28 protein-coding genes, 1 tRNA gene and 1 pseudogene are annotated in these 24,675 nt (G+C 43.2%); 24 read left to right on the forward strand and 6 right to left on the reverse strand.

Annotation, left to right across the window (positions count from 1 at the left end; genetic code table 11):
* Both JMF81_RS16095 and JMF81_RS16100 read left to right on the forward strand, forming a co-directional pair.
* Window positions 1-71 (forward strand) — tRNA-Gly (locus tag JMF81_RS16095).
* Between the two features lie 75 nt (window positions 72-146).
* Window positions 147-632, forward strand: coding sequence for a GNAT family N-acetyltransferase (locus tag JMF81_RS16100; protein ID WP_201312444.1), 486 nt, complete (start codon window positions 147-149; stop codon window positions 630-632).
* A gap of 19 nt (window positions 633-651) precedes the next feature.
* Here JMF81_RS16100 and JMF81_RS16105 read toward each other — a convergent pair whose 3' ends face one another.
* Window positions 652-1,263, reverse strand: coding sequence for a cytidylate kinase-like family protein (locus tag JMF81_RS16105; RefSeq protein ID WP_201312445.1), 612 nt, complete (start codon window positions 1,261-1,263; stop codon window positions 652-654).
* A 236-nt stretch (window positions 1,264-1,499) separates the two neighbouring features.
* Between JMF81_RS16105 and JMF81_RS16110 the strand changes: the two genes are divergently transcribed.
* The 13 genes and pseudogenes from JMF81_RS16110 (at window position 1,500) to JMF81_RS16165 (ending at window position 12,927) form a co-directional block, all read left to right on the forward strand.
* On the forward strand, window positions 1,500-2,654 hold the full coding sequence (locus JMF81_RS16110) for an NAD(P)-dependent malic enzyme (protein ID WP_201312446.1): 1,155 nt from the start codon (window positions 1,500-1,502) through the stop codon (window positions 2,652-2,654).
* A gap of 93 nt (window positions 2,655-2,747) precedes the next feature.
* Window positions 2,748-4,220, forward strand: a complete 1,473-nt coding sequence (malQ, locus tag JMF81_RS16115; RefSeq protein ID WP_201312447.1) for a 4-alpha-glucanotransferase — start codon at window positions 2,748-2,750, stop codon at window positions 4,218-4,220.
* A gap of 263 nt (window positions 4,221-4,483) precedes the next feature.
* Window positions 4,484-4,819 (forward strand): annotated as a pseudogene (locus JMF81_RS16845) (NAD(P)-dependent oxidoreductase); the annotation flags it as partial.
* A gap of 63 nt (window positions 4,820-4,882) precedes the next feature.
* Window positions 4,883-5,335 (forward strand): DUF2520 domain-containing protein, encoded by a 453-nt coding sequence (locus tag JMF81_RS16480; RefSeq protein ID WP_243282724.1) that lies wholly within the window; start codon window positions 4,883-4,885, stop codon window positions 5,333-5,335.
* Entirely contained in the window at window positions 5,332-6,159 is an 828-nt protein-coding gene (gene panB, locus JMF81_RS16125; protein WP_201312448.1) for a 3-methyl-2-oxobutanoate hydroxymethyltransferase, read from the forward strand. The genes JMF81_RS16480 and panB overlap by 4 nt, the downstream gene beginning before the upstream one ends.
* A 14-nt stretch (window positions 6,160-6,173) precedes the next feature.
* Window positions 6,174-7,016: a pantoate--beta-alanine ligase gene (gene panC, locus JMF81_RS16130; protein ID WP_201312449.1), complete on the forward strand. Its 843-nt coding sequence runs from the start codon at window positions 6,174-6,176 to the stop codon at window positions 7,014-7,016.
* Window positions 7,017-7,037: 21 nt separating this feature from the next.
* A complete protein-coding gene (panD, locus tag JMF81_RS16135; protein ID WP_009265588.1) occupies window positions 7,038-7,427 on the forward strand; it encodes an aspartate 1-decarboxylase in 390 nt (129 codons plus the stop codon).
* A gap of 9 nt (window positions 7,428-7,436) precedes the next feature.
* A complete protein-coding gene (gene coaBC, locus JMF81_RS16140) occupies window positions 7,437-8,651 on the forward strand; it encodes a bifunctional phosphopantothenoylcysteine decarboxylase/phosphopantothenate--cysteine ligase CoaBC (protein WP_201312450.1) in 1,215 nt (404 codons plus the stop codon).
* An 86-nt stretch (window positions 8,652-8,737) separates the two neighbouring features.
* Window positions 8,738-10,234 (forward strand): sensor histidine kinase, encoded by a 1,497-nt coding sequence (locus JMF81_RS16145; RefSeq protein WP_201312451.1) that lies wholly within the window; start codon window positions 8,738-8,740, stop codon window positions 10,232-10,234.
* Window positions 10,227-10,916 carry a response regulator transcription factor gene (locus JMF81_RS16150; RefSeq protein ID WP_201312452.1) on the forward strand — a complete coding sequence of 230 codons (690 nt, stop codon included), beginning with the start codon at window positions 10,227-10,229 and terminating at the stop codon, window positions 10,914-10,916. Before JMF81_RS16145 ends, JMF81_RS16150 begins: the two co-directional genes overlap by 8 nt.
* A 9-nt stretch (window positions 10,917-10,925) precedes the next feature.
* A complete protein-coding gene (locus JMF81_RS16155; RefSeq protein WP_201312453.1) occupies window positions 10,926-11,639 on the forward strand; it encodes an RluA family pseudouridine synthase in 714 nt (237 codons plus the stop codon).
* 15 nt (window positions 11,640-11,654) lie between these two features.
* The gene (hisA, locus tag JMF81_RS16160) at window positions 11,655-12,431 is read left to right on the forward strand and encodes a phosphoribosylformimino-5-aminoimidazole carboxamide ribotide isomerase (protein WP_201312454.1); all 777 of its coding nucleotides are present in this window, start codon (window positions 11,655-11,657) and stop codon (window positions 12,429-12,431) included.
* Window positions 12,432-12,450: 19 nt separating this feature from the next.
* Window positions 12,451-12,927 (forward strand): hypothetical protein, encoded by a 477-nt coding sequence (locus JMF81_RS16165; protein WP_201312455.1) that lies wholly within the window; start codon window positions 12,451-12,453, stop codon window positions 12,925-12,927.
* 76 nt (window positions 12,928-13,003) lie between these two features.
* Here JMF81_RS16165 and JMF81_RS16170 read toward each other — a convergent pair whose 3' ends face one another.
* The 4 genes from JMF81_RS16170 to JMF81_RS16185 form a co-directional block, all read right to left on the reverse strand.
* Window positions 13,004-13,462, reverse strand: a complete 459-nt coding sequence (locus tag JMF81_RS16170; protein ID WP_201312456.1) for a hypothetical protein — start codon at window positions 13,460-13,462, stop codon at window positions 13,004-13,006.
* A gap of 52 nt (window positions 13,463-13,514) precedes the next feature.
* On the reverse strand, window positions 13,515-14,252 hold the full coding sequence (locus JMF81_RS16175) for a lysophospholipid acyltransferase family protein (RefSeq protein ID WP_201312457.1): 738 nt from the start codon (window positions 14,250-14,252) through the stop codon (window positions 13,515-13,517).
* Window positions 14,249-15,721 (reverse strand): nicotinate phosphoribosyltransferase, encoded by a 1,473-nt coding sequence (locus JMF81_RS16180; RefSeq protein ID WP_201312458.1) that lies wholly within the window; start codon window positions 15,719-15,721, stop codon window positions 14,249-14,251. The genes JMF81_RS16175 and JMF81_RS16180 overlap by 4 nt, the downstream gene beginning before the upstream one ends.
* Window positions 15,722-15,819: 98 nt before the next feature.
* A complete protein-coding gene (locus tag JMF81_RS16185) occupies window positions 15,820-16,077 on the reverse strand; it encodes an HPr family phosphocarrier protein (RefSeq protein WP_201312459.1) in 258 nt (85 codons plus the stop codon).
* Between the two features lie 71 nt (window positions 16,078-16,148).
* On the opposite strand from JMF81_RS16185, the gene JMF81_RS16190 reads away from it, so the two are divergent.
* From JMF81_RS16190 to JMF81_RS16200, 3 genes are all read left to right on the forward strand, one after another.
* A complete protein-coding gene (locus JMF81_RS16190) occupies window positions 16,149-17,087 on the forward strand; it encodes a SpoIID/LytB domain-containing protein (protein WP_201312460.1) in 939 nt (312 codons plus the stop codon).
* A gap of 40 nt (window positions 17,088-17,127) precedes the next feature.
* Window positions 17,128-17,814: a M23 family metallopeptidase gene (locus JMF81_RS16195; RefSeq protein ID WP_243282725.1), complete on the forward strand. Its 687-nt coding sequence runs from the start codon at window positions 17,128-17,130 to the stop codon at window positions 17,812-17,814.
* Window positions 17,815-17,951: 137 nt separating this feature from the next.
* Window positions 17,952-18,233, forward strand: a complete 282-nt coding sequence (locus JMF81_RS16200; RefSeq protein WP_201312462.1) for a GIY-YIG nuclease family protein — start codon at window positions 17,952-17,954, stop codon at window positions 18,231-18,233.
* Window positions 18,234-18,248: 15 nt separating this feature from the next.
* Here JMF81_RS16200 and trhA read toward each other — a convergent pair whose 3' ends face one another.
* Entirely contained in the window at window positions 18,249-18,896 is a 648-nt protein-coding gene (gene trhA / locus JMF81_RS16205; RefSeq protein ID WP_201312463.1) for a PAQR family membrane homeostasis protein TrhA, read from the reverse strand.
* A gap of 175 nt (window positions 18,897-19,071) precedes the next feature.
* Here trhA and JMF81_RS16210 point away from each other — a divergent pair, with 175 nt between their 5' ends.
* The 6 genes from JMF81_RS16210 to JMF81_RS16235 all read left to right on the forward strand — a co-directional run bounded on the left by JMF81_RS16210 (window position 19,072) and on the right by JMF81_RS16235 (window position 24,626).
* Window positions 19,072-19,767, forward strand: a complete 696-nt coding sequence (locus JMF81_RS16210; protein ID WP_201312464.1) for a FadR/GntR family transcriptional regulator — start codon at window positions 19,072-19,074, stop codon at window positions 19,765-19,767.
* 233 nt (window positions 19,768-20,000) lie between these two features.
* Entirely contained in the window at window positions 20,001-20,789 is a 789-nt protein-coding gene (locus JMF81_RS16215) for an electron transfer flavoprotein subunit beta/FixA family protein (RefSeq protein WP_201312465.1), read from the forward strand.
* A gap of 13 nt (window positions 20,790-20,802) precedes the next feature.
* On the forward strand, window positions 20,803-21,996 hold the full coding sequence (locus JMF81_RS16220; RefSeq protein WP_201312466.1) for an electron transfer flavoprotein subunit alpha: 1,194 nt from the start codon (window positions 20,803-20,805) through the stop codon (window positions 21,994-21,996).
* 4 nt (window positions 21,997-22,000) lie between these two features.
* Window positions 22,001-23,404: an FAD-binding oxidoreductase gene (locus JMF81_RS16225; RefSeq protein WP_201312467.1), complete on the forward strand. Its 1,404-nt coding sequence runs from the start codon at window positions 22,001-22,003 to the stop codon at window positions 23,402-23,404.
* 161 nt (window positions 23,405-23,565) lie between these two features.
* A complete protein-coding gene (locus tag JMF81_RS16230) occupies window positions 23,566-23,979 on the forward strand; it encodes a Fur family transcriptional regulator (RefSeq protein ID WP_201312468.1) in 414 nt (137 codons plus the stop codon).
* 104 nt (window positions 23,980-24,083) lie between these two features.
* The gene (locus tag JMF81_RS16235; RefSeq protein WP_201312469.1) at window positions 24,084-24,626 is read left to right on the forward strand and encodes an NADH peroxidase; all 543 of its coding nucleotides are present in this window, start codon (window positions 24,084-24,086) and stop codon (window positions 24,624-24,626) included.
* Window positions 24,627-24,675: the final 49 nt, after the last annotated feature.

Raw genomic sequence — 24,675 nt, forward strand, 5'->3', positions numbered from 1 at the left:
GCGGGTGTAGTTCAATGGTAGAACTCCAGCCTTCCAAGCTGATCACGTGGGTTCGATTCCCATCACCCGCTTAGAAGACAGAGGCATGTAGAAGTAAGATACTTTTACATGCTTTTCTCTTTTTCAGGAACAGGAGAGAAAATAAAATGAAGATCAGAGAATTTGTACCAGAAGATCTGGAGGAAATGAGAAGCATATGGAATCAGGTTGTGGAGGCGGCAGATGCGTTTCCTCAGGAAAAAGATCTGGAGGCAGAAGAAGCATATGATTTTTTTAAAAATCAGGCGTTTACCGGAGTGGCAGAAGAAGATGGAAAGATTGCCGGATTATATATTCTGCATCCCAATAATGTAGGACGGTGTGGACATATTTCCAATGCGTCTTATGCGGTGAGACAGGATATGAGAGGACAGCAGATCGGAGAAAAGCTGGTACGTCATTCTATTCAGAAGGCAGAGGAACTGGGATTTGGGATTCTTCAGTTTAATGCCGTGGTGGCATCCAATCATGCCGCAGTCCATCTCTATGAAAAAATAGGATTTGCAAAACTGGGCACTATTCCGAAAGGATTTCGGACACGGGACGGGTATCAGGATATTATTTTGTATTATATACCGCTGACAGAAGAATAGAAGAGGCAGATGAGAAGTTTTATATCTCATCTGCCTCTTTGTTATTGTTCCAGATAGAAGCAAGTATATCAATACACTGATCAATACCCAGAGAACCGCTGTTTAGCATAATATCATAATTTTTCGGGTCACCCCATTTTTGCTCCGTGTAAAATTCATAATATGCTTTGCGGCGGAAATCTTTATCCAAAAGCCGTTTCTTTGGAGACTCAGCAGATTCGCCGTATACTTTCAGAATCCGTTCCATACGGTCATCAAAGTCTCCGTGAATAAAGACTCTGAGACAATGGTGCAGATGAAAGAGAAGATAATCAGCACAGCGTCCGATGATAATGCAGTCAGAACGATTGGCGAGATCAAAAATGACCTTTCGCTGGATCTGCCAAAGATGGTCCTGGAGAGTCATGCCGTACTGGTCTCGTGCCTGAAAGGAATTGACCAGCGGGTTCGCATGAGGCGTCATCTCATCCTGCAGACGAATGTATTCCTGGGTCATACCGCTTTCAGCGGCAGTCATCTGGATGATTTCCGCATCATAATATGGAATATCAAGCCGTTTGGAAAGTTCTTTTCCAACGGTCCTGCCGCCGCTTCCAAATTCGCGGCTGATCGTGATAATTCTGTTTTTCATAAATATTTCTCCTTTGTTGATTTTATATTTGGCCGGTCTGCAGAAGCAGCTGCAGCTCTGAGTAAAAGTATTCTTTATAACAATAATACCATAAACAGACGAAAGAAGGTAATATTATGAAAGGATGAAATAATCCGGGAGGAAGGAAAGAGTGACTTTTTTGTGTCAGACATTGAAAACCGGTCTCTGTACGTGCTATGATAATCGAAGGATAAAAAACAGCAAAGGAGAGAAAGATGGATTACAATAAGCTTGCACTGGAAATGCATGAAAAACATAAAGGGAAAATAGCAATCAGCCCGAAAGTAGAAGTAAAAACAAGAGATGATCTGAGTACGGCATATACTCCGGGAGTAGCGGAACCGTGCCGGAAGATCAGAGATAATAAAGAAGACGTATACCGATATACAGCCAAAGGAAATCTGGTAGCCGTCGTATCTGACGGAACCGCGGTGCTGGGACTGGGAGATATCGGACCGGAAGCAGCCATGCCGGTTATGGAAGGAAAAGCCCTCCTGTTCAAGGAATTTGCGGATATTGACGCATTTCCAATCTGTCTGGATACGAAAGACACAGAAGAAATCATTGAGACGGTAAAACGGATTGCACCGGTCTTTGGAGGAATCAATCTGGAAGACATTTCTGCGCCGAGATGTTTTGAGATTGAAAGACGTCTGAAAGAGGAACTGGACATTCCGGTATTCCATGATGACCAGCATGGAACAGCGATCGTTGTTGCAGCCGGCCTGATCAATGCCCTGAAATGTGTTGGAAAGACCATGGAAGAAGCGGATATCGTGATCAATGGAGCAGGATCCGCGGGAATTTCCATCTGCAGACTGCTGCTTCAGTTTGGTGTGGGCAATATTGTACTGGTGGATCAGAAAGGCGCTTTGTGTCCTGGAGAAGAGTGGATGAACGATGCGCAGAAGGAAATGGCAGAGAAGACCAATAAGAACAGACAGACAGGGCCTTTATCTGAGATCATAAAAGGAAAAGACGTATTCATCGGAGTTTCTGCTCCAAATATTGTAACTGCGGAGATGGTATCCGAGATGGCAGACAACGCGGTTATTTTTGCCATGGCAAATCCAACTCCGGAAATCATGCCGGATGAGGCGAAAAAAGGCGGCGCGAAGGTAGTCGCAACCGGACGTTCTGATTTTCCGAATCAGATTAATAATGTTCTGGTGTTCCCGGGAATTTTCAGAGGGGCGCTGGATGCCAGAGCCGGTCAGATTACAGAGAATATGAAGATTGCCGCTGCAAAAGCTATTGCAGGAATTATCAGCGATGAGGAACTGAATGAAGAGTATATTATTCCTGGGGCTTTTGACGAGAGAGTTTGTGATGCAGTTGCAAGAGCGGTAGCGGAAGAAAGCAGAAAATAAGGAAAATTGTATATGATTTTAAAACGCAGGATGGAGTAAAATGTGTTATACTAAACATATTGGTTAGAATAAATAGAGTTTAAGGAGAATTTGATGAAAGCAAGTGGAATTTTGTTACCGGTTTTTAGTTTACCGTCCGATTATGGGATCGGCTGTTTTTCAAAAGAAGCATATCAATTTGTTGATTTTTTGGAAGATACAGGGCAGAAGTATTGGCAGATACTGCCGCTGGGAACTATAGGAGCGGGGAATTCTCCTTATCTTTCTTTTTCAAGTTTTGCGGGAAGTACGTATTATATCGATCTGGAACAGCTGGTGGAAGAAGGGCTCTTAAAGCAGGAAGAGATCGATCCGTACAAAGAAGAGAATACATCAAAAGTAGACTATGATCAGGTAAGAGAAAGCCGTCTTGAGCTGCTTCAGACGGCATACAAACGATTCAAGCCGGACAAAGCATTTCTGGAATTTAAGAAAGAGCAGGGGTACTGGCTGGATGAATATGCAGAGTTTATGCATGACAGGGAAAAAGAATTAAGTGAAGAATATTTCCGCTTTTGTCAGTATCTGTTCTTTACGCAGTGGCTCAGGTTAAAGAAATATGCCAATGAAAAGGGAATCCAGATCATTGGAGACCTGCCTTTTTATGTGGCGCTGGAAGGAACTGCTTTTAAATATCACAAAGAGTTGTTTAAGACAGATGAGGAAGGAAACCCGACAGTCGTTGGAGGATGCCCGCCGGATGCTTTTGCGGAAGACGGACAGGTGTGGTCCAATCCTGTTTATGACTGGGAAGTTCATAAAAAGACCGGTTATAAGTGGTGGATGGAGCGGCTGAATTATAATTTCCTGATTTATGATGTGCTGCGTCTGGATCATTTCCGCGGATTTGACGAGTATTTCGAAATCCCTGCGGAAGATGAAACAGCGGTGAATGGACAGTGGGTGAAAGGACCAGGATATGACTTTTTCAAAGTGATGAAAGAAAAACTGGGAGATAAGAAAGTCATCGCGGAAGATCTTGGATTTTTAACGGATGCGGTACATAAACTTCTGGCAGACACGAAGTATCCTGGAATGAAAGTGCTGGAGTTTGCGTTTGGAGCGTGGGATGACAGTATTTATCTCCCTCACAAATATCCGGAAAACTGTATTGTCTACACAGGAACTCATGACAATGATACAGTAGTCGGCTGGTACGAGACTATGTCAGAGGATGACAGGAACTTTCTGGAGCATTATCTGGAATACAGTACCATCGACAGAACCGGAAAGATTTATCTGGATCTGATTTCTCTGGCACTGGAAAGCCGGGGAGATACGGTAATCATTCCGCTTCAGGATTATATGGGTCTTGGAAGTGAGGCAAGAATCAATACACCTTCCACAGTAGGAGATAACTGGGAATGGCGTGTGAAAGAGGAACAGCTGGATGAGGATCTGAAAGAGACGATTCGTACGCTGACAGAGAAATACCGTACAAGAGCTCAGGAGCGGTCTGAGGAAGAACGAAAGAAAAAAGAAGCAGAAGAGGCTGCGGAAAAAGAAGAACAACATACAGAAGAATAAGATATTTGATGGGCATGATTTCGGTCATGCCCGTTTTTTGTGCCGTGAAGCATACAGGGGAAAGAAGTATATGGGAAGAGGAAAGTTTTCTGAGGTTATAGAAGCTTTTTCCCGGGACGATATGACAGGCTGTCGGCTCTTGTATAAAAACAAAAACTTTCTTGCTTTTTCACAGGGGAGGTGTTATAGTACGTCATGGATGGTATTCTTGAGAGAAATCATACCGCTAATTAGAACATCACCTGACGAAAGTAGGTGATAACATTCAGAAAGTAGGATTTATCGGAGCAGGAAAGGTAGGATGCTCCCTTGGAGATTACTTTAAGCGCAGCGGAATTGAAGTTGCGGGATATTACAGCCGTACACAAGCGAAGGAAGCAGGTGGAGCGGCGGCACAAGACGGCACACATATCGATTCGATTGATAAATTATTAACAATATGTGATGTTCTATTTTTAACGGTACCAGATGATGCGATTGCAGATGTCTGGGAACAGATCAGAACTTTTCCAATTCAGGGGAAGTACATTTGTCATTGCAGCGGATCCTTAAGTTCTGCTGTTCTTTCTGGAATTCGGGAGACCGGCGCGTACGGTTATTCCATTCATCCAATGTTTCCATTTAAAAGTAAAAAAACTGCATATGAGGATTTAAGGCATGCTTTGTTTACCGTAGAAGGTGATTCCTGCCATATACAAGAAGTAAAGGCTCTGATCCGGCACTGCGGCAATCCGGTTGTGGAAATCCACAGGGAAGATAAACCATCGTATCATGCGGCGGCTGTTTTTGCTTCCAACCTGATGGTAGGGCTGATGGAAGAAGCCGTCCAGCTGCTGATGCAGTGCGGCTTTGAAAGAAAAGAAGCCATGGCAGCTCTGAAACCGCTGGCAGTGTCCAATCTGGAAAATATTTTTGAAGCCGGAACAAGAGACGCTCTGACCGGACCGGTAGAACGCCATGACCTTCAGACAGTGAAAAAACATCTGAAAGTGCTGGGAGAAGATAAAAAAGATACTTATATTTCTCTTACAAGGGAGATCATAAAAATTGCGGAAGACAGACATCCGGAAATATCATATGCAGACATGAAACAAGTATTGGAGGAAGAAAGATGAAAAAGACAGTAAGCACGTTACAGAAGATGAAAGATAACGGTGAAAAGATTTCTATGCTGACGGCGTATGATTATTCAACAGCAAAACTGTTTGATGAGGCGGGAATTGATACGATGCTGGTAGGAGATTCTCTGGGAATGGTGATGCTGGGATATGATTCCACAATTCCTGTGACTGTGGATGATATGATTCATCATGGAGCCGCTGTGTGCAGAGGTGCAAAAGAAGCATTGATCGTTGTGGATATGCCGTTCTTATCTTATCACACATCTGTTTATGATGCCGTTGTAAATGCAGGAAGGATTATGAAAGAAACAGGATGTACTGCTGTAAAACTGGAAGGCGGGAAAAATGTATGTCCGCAGATTAAGGCAATCGTGGAAGCCCAGATTCCGGTATGCGCCCATATTGGTCTGACTCCTCAGTCGGTAAATGCTTTTGGAGGATTCAGAGTACAGGGAAAGAGTGAAGAAGCCGCAAAAGAACTGATCGAGGCCGCACTGGCTGTAGAAGAGGCAGGAGCTTTTATGGTAGTCCTGGAAGGAATTCCGGCAAAACTCGCGGCAATCATTACATCAAAGCTTCATATTCCGACGATCGGTATCGGCGCGGGAGCTCAGTGTGACGGACAGGTGCTGGTATATCAGGATATGCTGGCTATGTACGGAAATTTTGTTCCAAAATTCGTAAAACAGTTTGCTCAGGTAGGAGAAATCATGAAAGGCGCGGTTGCAGATTATATGAAAGAAGTGCAGGAGGGAACTTTCCCGGGAAAAGAGCACACATATGCAATCAGTGATGATATTATAGAGAAACTGTATTAAAGGAGAAGAAAAAGATGAAAATCGTTGAAACAATAGAAGAAGTAAGAAAACAGGTAAAAGAGTGGAAAAAACAGGGACTGTCTGTAGGGCTCGTCCCAACTATGGGCTATCTTCATGAAGGACACCAGAGCCTGATGGAAGCTGCCGGAAAAGAAAATGACAAAGTAGTTGTCAGCATTTTTGTCAATCCAATGCAGTTTGGGCCGACAGAAGATCTGGCAGAGTATCCAAGAGATCTGGATCATGACGCAAAAGTTTGTGAGAAAGCAGGAGTTGATCTGATTTTCCATCCGGAACCGGAAGAAATGTATGCACCGGATTTCTGTTCTTTTGTGGATATGACCGGATTAACAGAAGGACTTTGTGGAAAAACAAGACCGATTCATTTCCGCGGCGTCTGCACCGTAGTGAATAAGCTGTTTAATATCGTGCAGCCGGATCGTGCTTACTTTGGTCAGAAAGACGGGCAGCAGCTTGCAGTGGTACGCCGTATGGTAAGAGATCTCAATATGGACATTGAGATCATCGGCTGTCCGATTGTCAGAGAAGAAGATGGTCTTGCGAAGAGTTCAAGAAATACATATTTATCTCAGGAAGAGAGAAAAGCAGCGCTGATTCTTGCCAAAACCATTCGCCTGGGAGAAGAAATGGCGAAAACGGAAAAAGATGCGCAGAAAGTGATTGAGGCAATGAAGAAAAACATAGAGACAGAGCCTCTGGCAAAGATTGATTATGTAGAAGCGGTAGACGCTGTATCCATGGAGCCTGTAAAAACTCTGGACGGTGAATGCATGCTTGCCATGGCGGTTTATATCGGAAAGACAAGACTGATTGACAATACGCTGTTAAACGCTTAGGATAGAAGGAGAAATTGAAAGATGAATATTAGCATGTTAAAAGGTAAAATTCACAGAGCAACGGTGAAACAGGCAGAACTTGATTATGTAGGGAGCATTACGGTGGATCCGGTGCTGCTGGAAGCGGCAGGCATTCTGGAGTATGAACATGTACACATTGTTGATGTAAACAATGGAAGCCGTTTTGAGACATATACGATTCCGGGTGAGCCGGGAAGTGGCATGATCTGCCTGAACGGTCCGGCGGCGAGATGTGTGGCAACGGGTGATAAGATCATTATCATCGCCTATGCAGATATGACGCCGGAAGAAGCGAAAACCTTTGAACCGAAAGTAGTATTTGTAGATGATGAAAACCAGATTTCACGATGCACCAATTATGAAAGGCATGGACGTCTGGAAGATATGTAGGAGAAGAGTATGTTAAGAGGAAAGACTGTAGTATTAGGTGTAACAGGAAGTATTGCCGCTTATAAAATGGCAAATGTAGCCAGCATGCTGGTAAAGCAGGGATGCGAAGTTCATGTGGTCATGACGAAGAATGCCACGAATTTCATCAATCCGATCGCCTTTGAATCGCTTACCAATACAAAATGTCTGGTGGAAACATTTGACCGGAATTTTCAGTTCCATGTGGCTCATGTTTCCCTGACGGATAAAGCGGATGTGATGCTGATCGCTCCGGCATCTGCCAATGTGATCGGCAAGATTGCAGGAGGCATTGCGGATGATATGCTGACGACCACAGTGATGGCATGTCAGAAACCTGTGATCATTGCTCCGGCAATGAATACCAAAATGTATGAAAATCCGATACTGCAGGATAATCTTAATAAACTTCGCAGATTTGGATATGAAATCATTGAACCTGCATCCGGACATCTGGCCTGCGGAACAAGCGGAGCAGGAAAGATGCCGTCAGAGGAAGTACTGGTGTCCTACATTGAACGCTGTATTTCTAAGGAGAAGGATCTGGAAGGAAAGCATGTGATGGTAACTGCGGGGCCTACGGTAGAGGCCATTGATCCGGTAAGGTATATTTCCAATCATTCTTCCGGACGTATGGGGTATGCCATCGCAAAAGCAGCTATGCTTAGGGGAGCCAAAGTTACTCTTATTTCCGGTCCGTCCAGTCTGGAGCCGCCGATGTTTGTGGATGTCATAAAAATTCAGAGTGCCGCGGATATGTATGAAGCGGTCATGGCACATAAAGATGAACAGGATATTATCATCAAGGCAGCTGCGGTAGCCGACTATACACCGGCGGAAGTCAGTGATGAAAAGGTAAAGAAAAAAGATGATGATATGGCAATCCGGCTGACAAGGACCAGAGATATTTTAAAAGCGCTGGGAGAGAACAGAAAAGAAGGACAGTTCTTGTGTGGATTCTCCATGGAAACCCAGAATATGCTGGAAAATTCCAGAGCGAAGCTTAAGAAAAAAAATATTGACATGATCGTAGCAAATAATCTGAAAGAAAAAGGCGCCGGATTTGGAACAGAAACCAATGTGGTAACTTTTATCACAGAGAAGGAAGAAGCAGAACTTCCGATCATGTCAAAAGATGAAGTGGCAGATCAGCTTCTGGATTTTATTTTAAAACAGAGCAGGGATAAAAAAGATTGTAAAAATTAAATAAAAATTCGTACAAAAACTGGTTTCCTTCCATGCCTATGTTATAATATATGTACAAGAACAAAAGCAGATGAAAGGAAAACAGAATGAAAGCAGTGAACAAAGTCCGTCTGATTTATCTGCCGGCCATTATCCTGCCTATTTTTGTCATGATCGTGTCGATTCTGGCATTGGGGTTCGGGTATGTAAGGATCAATAATACTGATATTTCGGCAGATGGATTCGAGAGATTCGTGAATCCGCTGAAGACGATGAATAATTCAACAAAAGAGATTTATCGGGAACTGGAAGAAAAGATCCTGACGGATCCGTCGGCTCTGGAAGATAAAGGATATCTTGAAGATGTCAATCGGCGTCTGTCTGAAAAAGATTCCTATCTTCTGCTGCGGAAAAATCAGAAGATTGTATATCGGGGAAGCAAAGACAGCAGTCAGGCTTTGGAAGAGAAACTGCCAGCGTACGGAAATGATGAAAGTGATCAGGACAGAGGCTTTTTCGTCAGCAAACCAGGCAATTATCTTGTAAAACAGCAGGATTTTGAATATCAGGACGGCGGAAAAGGCTCTGTTTTTATTATGACGGATTTAGGAGCCGTGCTGCCGCACTACCGGAATATCATCATCCAGGTATGTTTTGCAGTGGTGGGAGTACTGATTCTTACAAGCACCTTTTTGTCATGGTTTATGTACCGGGAATTTGTCGGACCGATCCGTGAACTGAAAGCCGGAGCAGAGCGCATTAAAGATGGAAATCTGGATAATGACGTTGTGATCCGCAGCGGCGGGGAAGAGATTCGGGAACTGTGCGATTCTTTTAATGAGATGAGGGCGGAATTAAAAGATTCCATTGATGCCCGTATGGTATATGAGAAACAGAACCGGGATCTGATCAGCAATATTTCTCATGATCTGAAGACGCCGATTACGGCGATCAAAGGATATGTAGAGGGCATTATGGATGGCGTGGCAGATACACCGGAGAAGATGGACCGGTATATCAAAACGATTTATAATAAGGCAAATGACATGGATGTGCTGATCAATGAGCTGTCCCTGTATTCTAAGATTGATTCCAATATCATTCCATATAATTTTGAAAGGATCAATATCAATGCGTATTTTAAAGACTGTGTGGATGAGATTGGAGCGGATCTGGAACAGAAAGGTATGATGTTTTCTTACCGGAATTACTGTTCAGAAAACGCCATGGTGACAGCGGATCCGGAACAGCTGAAGCGGGTGATCAACAATATCATTAACAATGCCTGTAAATATAATAATAAGGCAAAGGGAAAAGTCAGTATAACCCTGACAGAATTTGACCGAAAGATTCAGGTGGAGATCAAGGATAACGGAATGGGAATTTCCAAGGAAGATCTGCCGCATATCTTCCGGAGGACTTACCGGGCAGATATGTCCAGAAACTCCGCCGGAGGAAGCGGACTGGGCCTGTCCATCTGTAAGAAGATCATAGAAGAGCATGGCGGTGAAATCTGGGCGGAAAGCAAACTGCGCGCAGGTACGACCATATTCTTTACACTAAATAAAGTACTGGAAAAGCCAAAGGAGAATAAGAATGAGTAAAGTATTAATCGTGGAGGACGAACTGTCCATCGCAGAACTGGAAAAAGATTATCTGGAATTAAGTTCGTTTGAAGTGGAGATAGAGACGGACGGGAAAAAAGGCATGGAAATGGCGCTTAAGAATGATTATGATATGATCATTCTGGATATTATGCTGCCGGGAGCGGATGGTTTTGAAATCTGTAAACAGATCCGCGCAGCAAAGGAGATACCGATTCTTATGGTGTCTGCCCGGAAGGAAGACATTGATAAGATCAGAGGTCTGGGACTGGGAGCAGATGATTATATTACCAAGCCATTCAGTCCAAGTGAGCTGGTAGCGCGTGTAAAAGCACATCTGAACCGTTATCAGCGTCTGATCAACAATCAGGCGGAAGTCAATGACGTGATTGAGATCCGGGGACTCAAGATAGATAAGACAGCCAGAAGAGTCTACTTAAATGATGAGGAAAAGATTTTTACAACGAAAGAATTTGATCTGCTGACATTTCTGGCAAGCCATCCAAACCGGGTATTTACAAAAGAAGAATTATTTAACAAGATCTGGGATATGGAATCTCTGGGTGACATTGCAACAGTAACAGTCCATATTAAGAAAATTCGTGAAAAGATTGAGACGGATACGGCAAAACCGCAGTATATTGAGACCATATGGGGTGTTGGATACCGGTTCAAGATGTAGGAGAAGCTGATGAGAAAGAGGAAAAAAGTAAATATCGTATACAAAGATAAAGATATCGTAGTATGTGAGAAACCGGCAGGAATGCCGGTTTCCAGTGATAAAACAGGAGATATGGATCTCTGGCATCAGCTGAAGAATCAGCTGTTTTTTGAAGAAGGACTGGATGCGGAGCCGGAACTTTATGTGGTTCACAGGCTGGACCGCCCGGTAGGAGGGATTATGGTATTCGCCCGAAGCAAAAATGCCGCCGGAGAACTGAGCCGTCAGATCCGGGATAGGGAATTTGAGAAGGATTATCAGGCTGTTCTGACCGGATGGCTGCCTCAGGATGAAGGAACATGGAGAGATTTCCTGAAGAAAGATCCGGAGACGAACTGCTCCTGTGTCGTGCCGGAAGGCACTGATGGAGCAAAAGAAGCAGTTCTGGATTATGAAGTGATCGACATGATGGAATCTTCAAAGATGAAGTTTACTTACTGTCTGATTCATCTTCGAACAGGTCGTCATCATCAGATCCGGGTGCAGACATCGTCCAGAGGATTTGGAATCTGGGGAGACACGAAATACAATCCTCTGTTTCAGAAGACCAAAAAGACATATCGGGAGATTGGGCTGTATGCCGCAAGAATCGCGTTTGTCCATCCGGTATCCGGAAAAAAGATGGAATTCAAATCGGAACCTTCTGGACAGGCATTTGAACTTTTGGAGATGGAAGATTTTTAAACAGGAGCAAAAGACATGAAATTCAGACCATGTATAGACATACACAACGGAAAAGTAAAACAGATTATAGGAGGGAGTCTTCTGGATCAGGGAGATCAGGCAGAAGAAAATTTTGTTTCTGCGCATGACGCGGGCTTTTATGGTAAACTATATAAAAAGAATCAATTATCCGGAGGCCATGTGATTCTGCTGAATGCCAAAGACTCTCCATATTATGAAGCTGACCGTATGGAAGCGGTAAAGGCGCTGGAAGCTTTTCCGGGAGGACTGCAGGCAGGCGGAGGAATAACCGATGAAAATGCTGCATATTTTATCCATAAAGGGGCGTCCCATGTTATCGTAACTTCTTTTGTATTTTCAGATGGAGAGATACGCTATGACCGGCTGGAACGTCTCAGGGATGCAGTAGGAAGGGAACATCTGGTACTGGATCTGAGCTGCCGTAAGAAGGAGGGGGACTATTATGTCGTTACAGACAGATGGCAGAAATTTACCAAAGAAAAGATGAGCGGCAGTCTTTTAAAGGAACTGGAAGTTTACTGTGATGAATTCCTGATTCATGGAGTTGATGTAGAGGGAAAATCCCAGGGAATCGATCATGAACTCGTAAAGATCCTGGCGCAGTATCAGGGAAATCCTCTGACATATGCCGGAGGCGTCCGGAGTTTCGAAGATCTGGAACTGCTTAAAAAGTATGGGAAAAGCAGAATTGATGTAACGATAGGAAGCGCTCTGGATTTATTTGGAGGCCCTATGAAGTTTTCAAAAGTGTTATCTTACTGCGGCCAGTAATGAAAAGGAGGGAGAAGATATGAAACTATTATATGAAGCAAGTAATTTTACAATACAGGTACACTGGGTAGTGCCGTTTGCGATTCTTGGATTCATTGGACTGATGTTATTGATTTTTGCGAAAAAGCCGTTTTTTAAGCTGTTATCGGCGGTTTGTCTGATCATATGCGCTGTGGCGGCTCTGCGGTTTATTTTCGGATATATGCAGATTATCCACACTTATAAACAGGGAGATTATCAGACCGTGGAGGGATATGTAGAGAATTTCGTTCCGGCGTCTGACGGCGGAGAAGATGAGGAAGATATGGAGGAAGAAAGTTTCGACATCAAGGGGGTTCATTTCTCTTATGGAGACCGGTTCATCAAGAAATTCGGATATCACCTTCCGTCCACTCAGGGAGGTTATATTAAACAGGATGGACAGTATTTAAAGATCGGATACATTAAGACAGATAAAGGACTGGTCATTGTCCGGATTGAAGAAAGACAAAAATAATAAGAACATAAAGACATAAAAAAATCCTGCGTGCCGGACAGCACGCAGGATTTTGACTTCATACAGAAATCCCTTGTTACTTGCGCAGATACTGTGCGCTTTTCTTTGCGAGTTTCGCACGGATGCCTTTTTTCTCAGGTTCCGGCGGAGCTACATTTCGTAAATTCTTGATCTTTGTAATATAGATGCCGCTGATCACTGCTTTGACTTCAGTCTTTACAGGAACGTCATCGAAGATTGCTTCATCACATAACAACGGGGTGATCTTTGGTCCGATCTTAACTTTTACGATAGGAACTTTTGCCATCTTTGCCCGTTTTGGAATATTGTCAATGATCATTTTAGGAAAACCTGCATCTGTCATCTTCATCCGCTTCTTGTCGATTACCAGCATGGAAACAGTCTGCGCCATCTCATCCAGCTGAGCGCGCTGTTCTTCCTGCTTCTTCTGCATCTTATTGCCGACAAAATACAGAACGGCGAAAACAATTGCAATAACTACAGCAATGATTAGTAGGACTATCCATATGTTCATGATATTTCTCCTCCTGTTACTTTTTGACTATCTGTTGTATTATAGCACTTTTTTACTCACTTGTCTTATGTTTTTTACGCATTTCTATAATTTCTTCACGGATGGATGCGCCCAGATGTTTTTTCTGGAGGCGGTCCAGCTGATCCGGATAGATCGGATCTCCAAAGGAAATGTAAACAGTGCTTGGCTTTACGGTATATTTCCGGTTATTTTCGAAGATATCCGGTGTTCCGGTAATCGCGATCGGAATGATCGGCACATTGGCTTTCAGAGCAGGACGGAGACTTCCTTCTTTGAAGGTATGAGGTTCCGGATCCTGGCTCCTGGTTCCTTCCGGAAAGATTACCATGGAAAAGCCCTGTTTTAAATATTCGGTTCCCTGGTTCATGGTTTTTAAGCCTTCCTTAATGTTGGTCCGGTCCAGAAACAGACAGTTGATAAATTCCATCCAGTGTCTCAGACATGGAACTTTTGACATCTCTTTCTTGGCAAAAAAACCAACGCCAGTAGGGGTCGCAACGTAACTGCATAAAATATCATAGTAGCTGCTGTGGTTTCCAACATATAAGACAGCAGTATCCGGAGGAATCTTCTCTTTCCCGTCAACAATGACCTTGACTCCGGCAAAATGCAGACAGATGTGAAATGCATTCATGACCATCCGCTGCGCCATCGCTGAACGGCGGTGGGACTGTCCGGTCTTGTTCCAGTGGTTAAACAGAGGATACAGAGGGGCAGTCAAAGTAAGGAAAAAGAATAGATAGATGATATCGGCTAAAAAACGTATCATTTGTTTTCTCCCTTCTTAGTTTCATGTTTTTGATCAAGCAGATGATGTTTCAGCTGGTAAAGCGGAAGTGACAGATCTACATAGACCTCCTGAGGATTCAGACGCCGCCGGCTTTCATCCCATAAAGTATTCAGTTCTTGCTGACAGTAGCTGCGGATTTCCATAACAGAAGGACTCTCATAAACACATTTTCCTTTCAGGAAAACAGGAACGAGAAGCTCACGCATCTTATAAGTTCCGCCCTGTAATGTTGATTTCTTCCAGGTGGCAAGCGGGTCAAAAATGGTCAGATCTTCTGACGGATCATAGGACTCATCAGAAAGACAGATCAGATCCCCTCGTATTTTTCCGGTTTCAGAATCATAGAGCCGGAAAATGATCTTATCGCCGGGATTGGTGATTTTGGCCGGGTTTTCGGAAATCTTGATCTTAGCCGTAAATGTATTTTCCCCTTCATGGCGGGAAGCAGCCAGCTTATATACACCGCCAAATGCCGGGCAGTCAGCAGACGTGATCAGTTTGGTGCCGACACCCCATGAGGTAATCGGAGCGCCCTGGTGAATCAGACTGGCAATTAAATGTTCATCCAGATCGCCGGAAGCGGAGATGACCGCATCCTCAAAACCGGCATCGTCCAGCATCTTTCGAGCCTGTTTGGAAAGATAGGCCAGATCCCCGCTGTCCAGCCGGATTCCATATTTGGCCGGAGTACGTCCGGCATCTTTCAGTTCCTGGAAGACACGGATGGCGTTTGGCACGCCGGAACGAAGAGTATCATAGGTGTCTACCAGAAGTGTACAGGCGTCCGGATAAAGATCCGCATAAGTGCGGAATGCTGTATATTCGTCATCAAAACTCATGATCCAGCTGTGAGCATGGGTGCCTAAAACAGGAATATCAAACAATTTTCCAGCCAGTACATTGGAAGTACCGTCACAGCCGCCGATTACGGCAGCTCTTGCGCCGTAGGTTCCCGCGTCAGGCCCCTGAGCCCGTCGAAGACCGAATTCCATCACACCGCTTCCTCCTGCGGCATATACGACTCTGGAAGCCTTTGTCGCGATCAGACTCTGATGATTGATGATATTTAAAAGAGCAGTCTCTATCAGCTGAGCTTCCATCATTGGGGCGCATACTTTCACAAGAGGTTCCATTGGAAAGACAACGGTGCCTTCCGGGATTGCGTAAATATCACCGGTAAAATGATAACCGGCCAGATATTCCAGAAAATCTTCATCAAATATGTGAAGCCCTCTTAGATAATCAATGTCTTCATAAGAAAAAGAGAGGTTCTTGATATAGTCAATCATTTGTTCCAGGCCGCATGTGATCGCATAGCCGCCTCCGGAAGGATTTTCCCGGTAAAATACGTCAAAAATTACGGTTTCATCATTTTTAGATTTAAAATATCCCTGCATCATGGTCAGTTCATAAAGATCCGTCAGCAGGGTCAGTTGGTTGATGTCCATGAAAAACTCCTTTCATGTGATTTTGTGATTTTTCTGAAAAATGAATAAAATCACACATACTCATAGTATATCATAATTCGGCGGGAATCAGCAATCTTCTACAATTCATTTTCAACAACATTTTGAATCGCGTCTGCAGCCTCACATTCATCATTGCCTGAAATCTTAAAAATTATCTCATCATTGCAGGAAACTCCGGCACTCATAAGCGCAATCGGATTTGAAGCATCATAATCTGTTCCACGAAATGACATAATAATAGTGGATTCAAATTTTCTTACAGTGGCCGCAAGATTCGCACAAGGTCTGGCATGGAGACCCTGAGCCGCTTTGATAACAAAAGTGCGTGTCTGCATAGGAAAATTCTCCTTTCATATTTTTTTCCATTGTAACATAAAATAGTAAGACGGACAAAAGGAGGATGAAAATGAGATACAAAATGACATACATATTTTTAGGATTGTTTTTATTTTTTTCTATTCCATATTTAATTACAGTATTTATGGCGCCGAAGGATGAAAAGAGAGAAATCAATTTTGAAACATATGACAGCGGATATAAAATTGAGACAGACGATGGGAAATCAATTGATCTGGAATCCTATCTCTGGATGATTCTGCCGGAACAGATTTCTCTGGATTATGAGGAAGAAGCGCTGAAAGCCCAGACAGTTATTTTAAGGACCGATATCGTAAGACGGATGGGAGATTCAAAGAAAATAGAGGAAGAAAAACTTCCCTATAAAAGGATATCTGATAAAAAGCTGAAAGAAGCCCTTGGAAGCAAAAAATATTCACTGAAAGATCAGGCAAGAAAGCGTGCAGTCAGCGATACTCTTGGGAAGGTGATCGTATATAAAAACACATACATAGAGCCGTTTTTCCATGGACTCAGTGTTGGAACCACATTAAGCGGAAAAGAATGGTTTGGAGAAGGATATCCGTATCTGCAGGCAAAGGACAGCCTGGAAGATGTAGAGTCCCGGGATTATATGTCAGTCACTGTATTAACTTACGGAGAAATTTTAGAGAAAATAAAAGAATCATATAAGACAGATCTGACGACAGATCAGCTGAAATCAGATCTTGCCATCAGTCAGGCCACAAAAAACGGATATGTAAAACAGGTCAGGGCAGGAAATCTTAAGATATCAGGGACTGTGTGGGCACAGTGGTTTTCTCTGGCTTCCAATAATTTTTATCTGGAACCGTATGATGGGAAAATGAGGATAATCTGCCTGGGACAGGGAAACGGACTGGGAATGAGCCAGTACGGGGCTCATAAAATGGCTGAGGAAGGGAAAGATGATCAGCAGATTCTCAAATACTATTATACAGGCGTGAAAATCAGAGACATAAATGAATAAACAAGAAAGAATCGGCAAAACTAAGTCTGAGGTGATGATTATGAGAAAAAACAGCAGGCAGACCCCTTTTACTCTTAGAAAATATTATGGGGTTATGATCATTGGTTTTGCCTTGTTTCTTGGAATTATGGCATATTACAGTGTGAAATTCAAAGAAAAACGGGAGCTGGCCAAACAGGAAGTGGAACTGGAAAAATCTGTAGACGCAGCAAACAGCGCCACACAGGAGACCACGGAGGCGACAGAAAGCACGGAAGATACGACAGCGGCATCGACCGAGGAAGCAGCCCAGACTATGGAGCAGACAGTCACATATGATGGAAAGACAAAACTTTCCTGGCCGGTTACAGGAAATGTGGTGCTTCCATACAGTACCGAAGCAACGGTTTATTTTGAGACACTGGATCAGTATCGTACAAATCCGGGTATCCTGATCGAAGCTAAGGAAAATGATTCCGTGAAAGCGGTAAAACAGGCTAAAGTGACAGAAATTAAAAATACCGCAGAATACGGCAAGATGGTCTGTATGGATCTGGGAAGCGGGTACACGGCAGTGTACGGCCAGATGAAGGATCTGACGGTAAAGGCCGGAGATACGGTAGAAAAAGGACAAGTAATCGGAAAAGTCGCAGCACCTACAAGTTACTATACATTAGAAGGAACGAATCTCTATTTTCAGATGGAGAAAGATAAAAAGAGTGTTGACCCGGGAAAATATTTAGAATAAGATTGGAACCAGAAAGGGCAATCTGCCGTATAATAAGAAAGAAGCAAAAGACAATAACAGCAGGGGAAACCCGGCTGATGTAGAAGAAAGGCCGCCGAACTTCAGGCGGTTTTTTCTTCGAAGAAACGGGGGAAACCATGAAAAATTATACATATATGCTGGAATGCGGAGATGGTACACTGTATACGGGATGGACCAATGATCTTGAGAAAAGAGTAAAAAGACATAACGAAGGGAAAGGGGCAAAGTATACAAGAAGCAGGCTGCCGGTAAAACTGGTGTATCAGGAGCATTTTGATACAAAGCGGGAAGCAATGAAACGAGAAGCGCAGATCAAGAAAATGACAAGAAAAAAGAAGCTTCTGCTGATCAGAAGTTATCAGCAGAAGCTAAAATGTATGAAAATGAAAGATGAATAAAAGGTAAGATACAATTTAAATCTGGAACATCAGGATCATATGGCATGCGCTGCCGCCCATGACGAACAAATGGAAAATTTCATGAAGTCCAAACTCTTTCCAGTGGTGTTCAAACCACGGAATTTTCAGAGCATAGATGATGCCGCCGGCGGTATAGATCAATCCTCCTGCAAGGAGCCATGCAAAAGAAGTCCGGGACAGACTGTGGATGATCGGAGCGATTGCCACAATGCAGAGCCATCCCATGGCGATATACATAACGGAGGAAACCCATTTCGGGCATCCGATCCAGAACATTTTAAATAGAATGCCAAGAATGGCAATGATCCAGATGACAGTCAGAAGTCCATAGCCGACTTTCCCGCCAAGGACGATCGTACAGATCGGCGTGTAAGATCCGGCAATCAATACAAAAATCATGGCATGATCCAGCTTTTTTAAGACTTTGTTGATTCGCGGCGAGATATTGAAAGAATGATATGCGGTACTCGCTCCATACAGACCGATCATACTGAGAGTAAAAATCGTCAGGGAAATGATCCTGATATAATCTCCGGTCATAAAACTCTTGATGATCAGCGGAACAGAGACAAGAGCTGCAAGAATCATTCCGATAAAATGTGTAATTGCGCTTCCAGGTTCTTTTAATTTATGATTTGACATAGGATGACCTCCAATCCAAAAAGTTCTTAAGAAAATGTTAAGAAGTTTTTAACAAAATGATAAGTAGTTTTAAAAACTACATCTAACTTTTCTATATACTACACCTGTTTGCATAAGAATGCAAGGGTTTTCATAAAAAATTTTCTTTGTTATAATAAGGAACGGGAGGAAAGAGATGAAAAAACAAAAGAAAGCCTATAAGATTGTGATCGATTATATTAAGCAGCAGATTCGCAATCGTGAACTGATGATCGGCGAGCTGCTGCCTCCGGAGCGTGAACTGTCAGAAAAACTGGGAGTCAGCAGGAATTCCGTCCGGGAGGCGCTTAAGATCCTGAGCGTTATCGGGGTGATCTCAAGCCGTCAGGGGGCGGGAAATTATGTATCCTGTGATTTCGATCATTATCTGGTTGATACCTTTTCTATGATGTTTATTCTTGGAGAACTGGATTACGATCAGATCAATCAGATCAGGATTGGCCTGGAAATGCAGGCTTATGCGCTGGCAGTAAAGTACGCAGACAATTCTGAAATTCTTCAGATGCAGGAATACGTGGAAAAACTGGATCGGAGTCAAAATGAGGAAGAGAATACTTTATGGGATAAGAAGATTCATTATGCGATCGCCAAGGCTTCCAGAAATGTTCTGATTCAAAATATTTTAAATGCTCTTTCTGAAGTGATGGATGTGTTTATTGAAGATATGCGGCGGGAAATCCTGCGGACAGAAGAAAGGAAAGAGATGCTGCAGGAGTTCCATAAACAGATGGTGGAATACCTGATAAAGAGGGATGCAAAAAATGGACAGAAAGCTCTGATGCAGCATTTTGAGATGATCGATCAGATTATTCATGAAGAAATGAAAATTTAAGCTAAAAGCAGGGAAACCGATAAACCCCATGAAATCATGGGATTTATCGGTTTTTCTAAAAAATGAAAAGAGTTTAAGAAAACTATAGACAAAAATGAACAAAAAATATATAATAGGAACATAGATTGGTAGTACCAATAAGGAACTTCAGATAAAGCCTTATTTTTTTACCAGACAAATTGGTAGTACCAATAGAACGAACACGAAAATAAAAAGAAACAGGAGGAGCGGATATGGATATTTTGGTATGCATCAAACAGGTGCCGGCGTCAAATAAAGTAGAAGTCGATCCGGTGACCGGCGTACTGTTAAGAGATGGAGCTGATTCTAAGATGAATCCTTATGATCTTTATGCGTTGGAAACAGCATTGAGGATTCGGGAAAAGGAGGGCGGAACGATCAGCGTAATCAGTATGGGGCCGCCTCAGGCAGAAGCAGTGATCCGGGAAGCCTTTGCCATGGGAGCAGACCGGGGAGCGCTGTTGTCAGACCGTAGATTTGGCGGAGCGGATGTACTTGCGACCAGTTACACAATCGCCCAGGGAATTCGGAAAATGGGAAAATTTGATCTGATCCTGTGCGGCAAGCAGACGACAGACGGAGATACGGCGCAGGTTGGTTCTGAAGTCTCTGAATGGCTTGGAATTCCAAGTGTATCCAATGTCAAGAAAATTGAAAAAGTAGAAGCGGATGGCATTACGGTAGAGATGGATCTTCCAAATGAGCTGGAAATTGCCAAAGTTGCCTATCCATGCCTGCTGTCTGCAGATAAGGATATTTTCCAGCCAAGACTTCCTTCCTATGTAAAGAAGATGGAAACAAAAGACAGGGAAATCGAAATTTATTCACTGGATGATATGGAAGACAAAGATGAAACTCATTATGGACTGAATGGTTCTCCGACTCAGGTAAAAAGAATTTTTCCTCCGGAGAAAAATGATCACAGAGAAGTGTGGACAGATGAGGGCGATGTAATGGCAGACAAGTTGTTCCATATGATGAAGGAAATGAAGTTTATTTAAGGAGGAAAAGATTATGCCGAAATTAGTGATTCATCAGGAAAAGATAGAAGATCCCAATGCGCTGGCAGCTATCTGTCCTTTTGGTGCCATGGAAGTAAAAGACGGAGAAGTTTCCATTAACGCCGCATGTAAGATGTGCCGGCTGTGCGTAAAGAAAGGGCCGGAAGGCGCGGTAGAATATGTAGAAGACGAGAAAAAAGAAACAATCGATAAGAGTCAGTGGAAAGGCATCGCAGTTTATGTCGATCATGTGGATGGCGAGATCCATCCGGTTACCTATGAGCTGATTGGAAAAGCGAGGGAACTGGCAGGCAAGATCGGACATCCGGTGTATGCACTCTTTATGGGAAGCAATATTCAGGAAAAGGCAGAAGAAATCCTCCATTATGGAGTCGATAAAGTGTTTGTTTACGATGATCCTCAGCTGGATCGTTTCAAGATTGAACCATATACGGCCGTTTTTGAAGATTTTATTAAGAAGAATCAGCCGACGGCAATCCTGACCGGAGCAACGACGGTTGGACGGCAGCTTGCTCCAAGAGTGGCAGCCAGAATGAAGACAGGACTTACAGCAGACTGTACGATTCTTGATATGGATGAAAATACAGATCTGTCACAGATCCGTCCGGCATTTGGGGGAAATATCATGGCTCACATTCTTACGCCAAATCACAGACCGCAGATGGCAACAGTACGTTATAAAGTGATGAATGCGCCGGAGCGGCAGGAAGATATTTCAGGAGAAATCATTTCCTGTTCTGTGGATAAAGATTTATTAAAATCTAATGTGGACGTTCTGGATATTGTAATGAAGGAACAGGAACAGTTCATTGAATCCGCAGATGTTCTGGTGGCAGCAGGCCGAGGTGTGAAAAAGGAAGAAGATCTGCAGATGATAGAAGAACTGGCAGATCTTCTGGGAGGCCAAGTTGCATGTACCAGACCTCTGGCAGAAGCGGGATGGCTGGATGCCAAACGGCAGGTAGGATTGAGCGGAAGAACTGTCCGTCCAAAACTGATCATTACCTGCGGAGTATCCGGAGCCGTTCAGTTCTCTGCGGGAATGAACAATTCTGAATGCATCGTAGCGATTAATTCAGATGAAAAAGCACCGATCTTTGAGACCGCTCATTATTGTCTGGTGGGAGACCTCTATGATATTGTACCGAAGCTGATCGAAAAAATTAAGGCTGTGAAAGGGGCGTAGGAATATGAGTTATAAAAAATTTGATGAAGCCGATCTGGCTGTCATAAAAGATATCATCAATGATCCGGAAAGGGTTTTATATAAGGATCAGATCAATGAAGAATACAGTCACGATGAGTTAAGCGGAACAAGCAGTTATCCGGATGTCGTCGTGAAGGCCGTATCTGCGGAAGAAATTTCCCAGATCATGAAATACGCTTATAACAATAACATTCCAGTAACACCGAGAGGGGCTGGCACTGGACTGGTAGGTTCTTCGGTTGCTATGGAACACGGAATTATGATCGATTCCAGTCTTATGAATCACATTCTCGAGCTGGATGAAGAAAATCTTACAGTGACTGTGGAACCAGGAGTTCTTTTAATGGAACTGGCATCCTATGTAGAAGATCATGATTTCTTCTATCCGCCGGATCCAGGAGAGAAATCAGCGACCATCGGAGGAAATATCAGTACCAATGCCGGAGGAATGCGTGCAGTAAAATATGGAGTCACCAGAGATTATGTAAGAGGTCTGGAAGTTGTTCTTCCAAATGGAAAGATTGTGGAATTTGGAGGAAAGGTTGTAAAGAACAGTTCCGGATATTCTCTCAAGGATCTTATGATCGGATCTGAGGGAACCCTTGGCTTTATCACAAAAGCCATTTTGAAACTGCTTCCGCTTCCAAAGAAAGCCATCAGTCTGCTGATTCCGTTCCCGACACTGAAACAGGCGATCGATACAGTGCCGCTGATCATTCAGTCAAAAGTAATTCCGACGGCCATTGAATTTATGCAGAGGGAAGTCATCATTGATGCGGAGGAATATCTGGGTAAGAAATTCCCGGATTCTCAGTCTGACGCTTATCTTCTCCTGAAGTTTGATGGAAATTCAACGGAAGAGATAGAAGCAGCCTATGATAAAGTAGCAAAATTATGTCTGGAGCAGGGAGCCATTGATGTCCTGATTTCTGATACAGAAGAAAGAGAAGAGTCCATCTGGAAAGCAAGAGGCGCTTTTCTGGAGGCGATCAAGGGGTCCACAACCTATATGGATGAAGTGGACATGGTTGTACCAAGAAACCGGGTTAATGAAATGGTGGAATATCTTCATAACCTTCATACAGAAGTGGATATCCGGATTAAAACATTTGGACATGCCGGAGACGGCAATCTCCATTCCTATATTTTGCGGGATGACTTAAGTCAGGAAGAATTTGAGCGCCGCATGGAACTGGCCATGGAAAAAATCTACCAGAAAGCAAAAGAACTGGGCGGTCAGGTATCCGGAGAACATGGAATCGGTTTTGCCAAGAAGCCATATCTGAAAGAATCTCTGGATGAAGATAATCTTGCATTGATGGCAGGAATCAAAAAAGCATTCGATCCAAAGAATATTTTAAATCCTCATAAAGTATTCCAGCCATAAACAAAATGGATGGAAAAAAGAAACAGATCCCGGCTCGCACGGGGTCTGTTTCTGCTGGAAAAAAATTTCTAAACATCAGAAAATGTCCGGACACTTGACAAAAGAAAGGTCATCTTTTAAAATGAAAACAGTAATAATTATTGTTATGAAAGGAGTGTCCTATGCAGCCAGCAACAAAGAGAAGTAAACAAAGAGATGCAATCATAGCTTTTCTCATGACACGCAAGGATCATCCGACAGCGGACACAATATATATGAATATAAAGAAAGAATTTCCGAATATCAGTCTGGGAACTGTGTATAGAAATCTTGCTCTTTTGTCAGAAAGAGGGGATATCTTAAAACTCAGTTATGATAACGGAGCAGATCGGTATGATGCGTCTGTTGAGCCACATTATCATTTTATCTGCCAGGAATGCGGAGAGGTTGAAGATATCGAGATGGAATCCTTCGACCAGGAAATTATAGAAAAAGCAAGTCAGCATTTTCCGGGAAAGATTACAGAAAGTGTGACTTATTTCAGAGGAACCTGCGAAAAATGTTTGAGAAAAATTCTTGACAAGGATATAGACTAGTGTTAAGATAAATCTAGAAAACAGGAATAATTCCTATTTTTAAAAGAGAAATACTCTCTTTTGATTCTAGTCGTAACACAAACAAAGAAAAGGAGAACACGATTATGAAGAAATGGGTTTGTACAGTATGCGGATATGTATATGAAGGAGAACAGCCGCCGGAGAAATGTCCACAGTGTGGAGTACCAGCAGAGAAATTTAAAGAAATGGCTGGAGAAAGAGAATGGGCAGCAGAGCATGTAGTAGGAGTAGCACAGGGAGTCAGCGAAGATATCTTAGCAGACTTAAGAGCAAACTTCGAAGGAGAATGTTCAGAAGTAGGAATGTATCTTGCAATGGCAAGAGTAGCACATAGAGAAGGATATCCAGAGATCGGATTATATTGGGAAAAAGCAGCGTATGAAGAAGCAGAACACGCAGCGAAATTCGCAGAGCTGTTAGGAGAAGTCGTAACAGACAGCACAAAGAAGAATCTGGAAATGAGAGTGGAAGCAGAAAACGGAGCAACAGCTGGAAAATTTGACTTAGCGAAGAGAGCAAAAGCAGCAAACTTAGATGCAATCCACGACACAGTACACGAAATGGCAAGAGACGAAGCTCGTCACGGAAAAGCCTTCGAAGGATTATTAAAGAGATACTTTGGCTAGACTACAAGCCATGCAAAATGGAAAGAACGAGAACAGGGAGCAAGCTAGC

Source organism: Anaerostipes butyraticus (assembly GCF_016586355.1).
GTDB lineage: Bacteria > Bacillota > Clostridia > Lachnospirales > Lachnospiraceae > Anaerostipes > Anaerostipes butyraticus.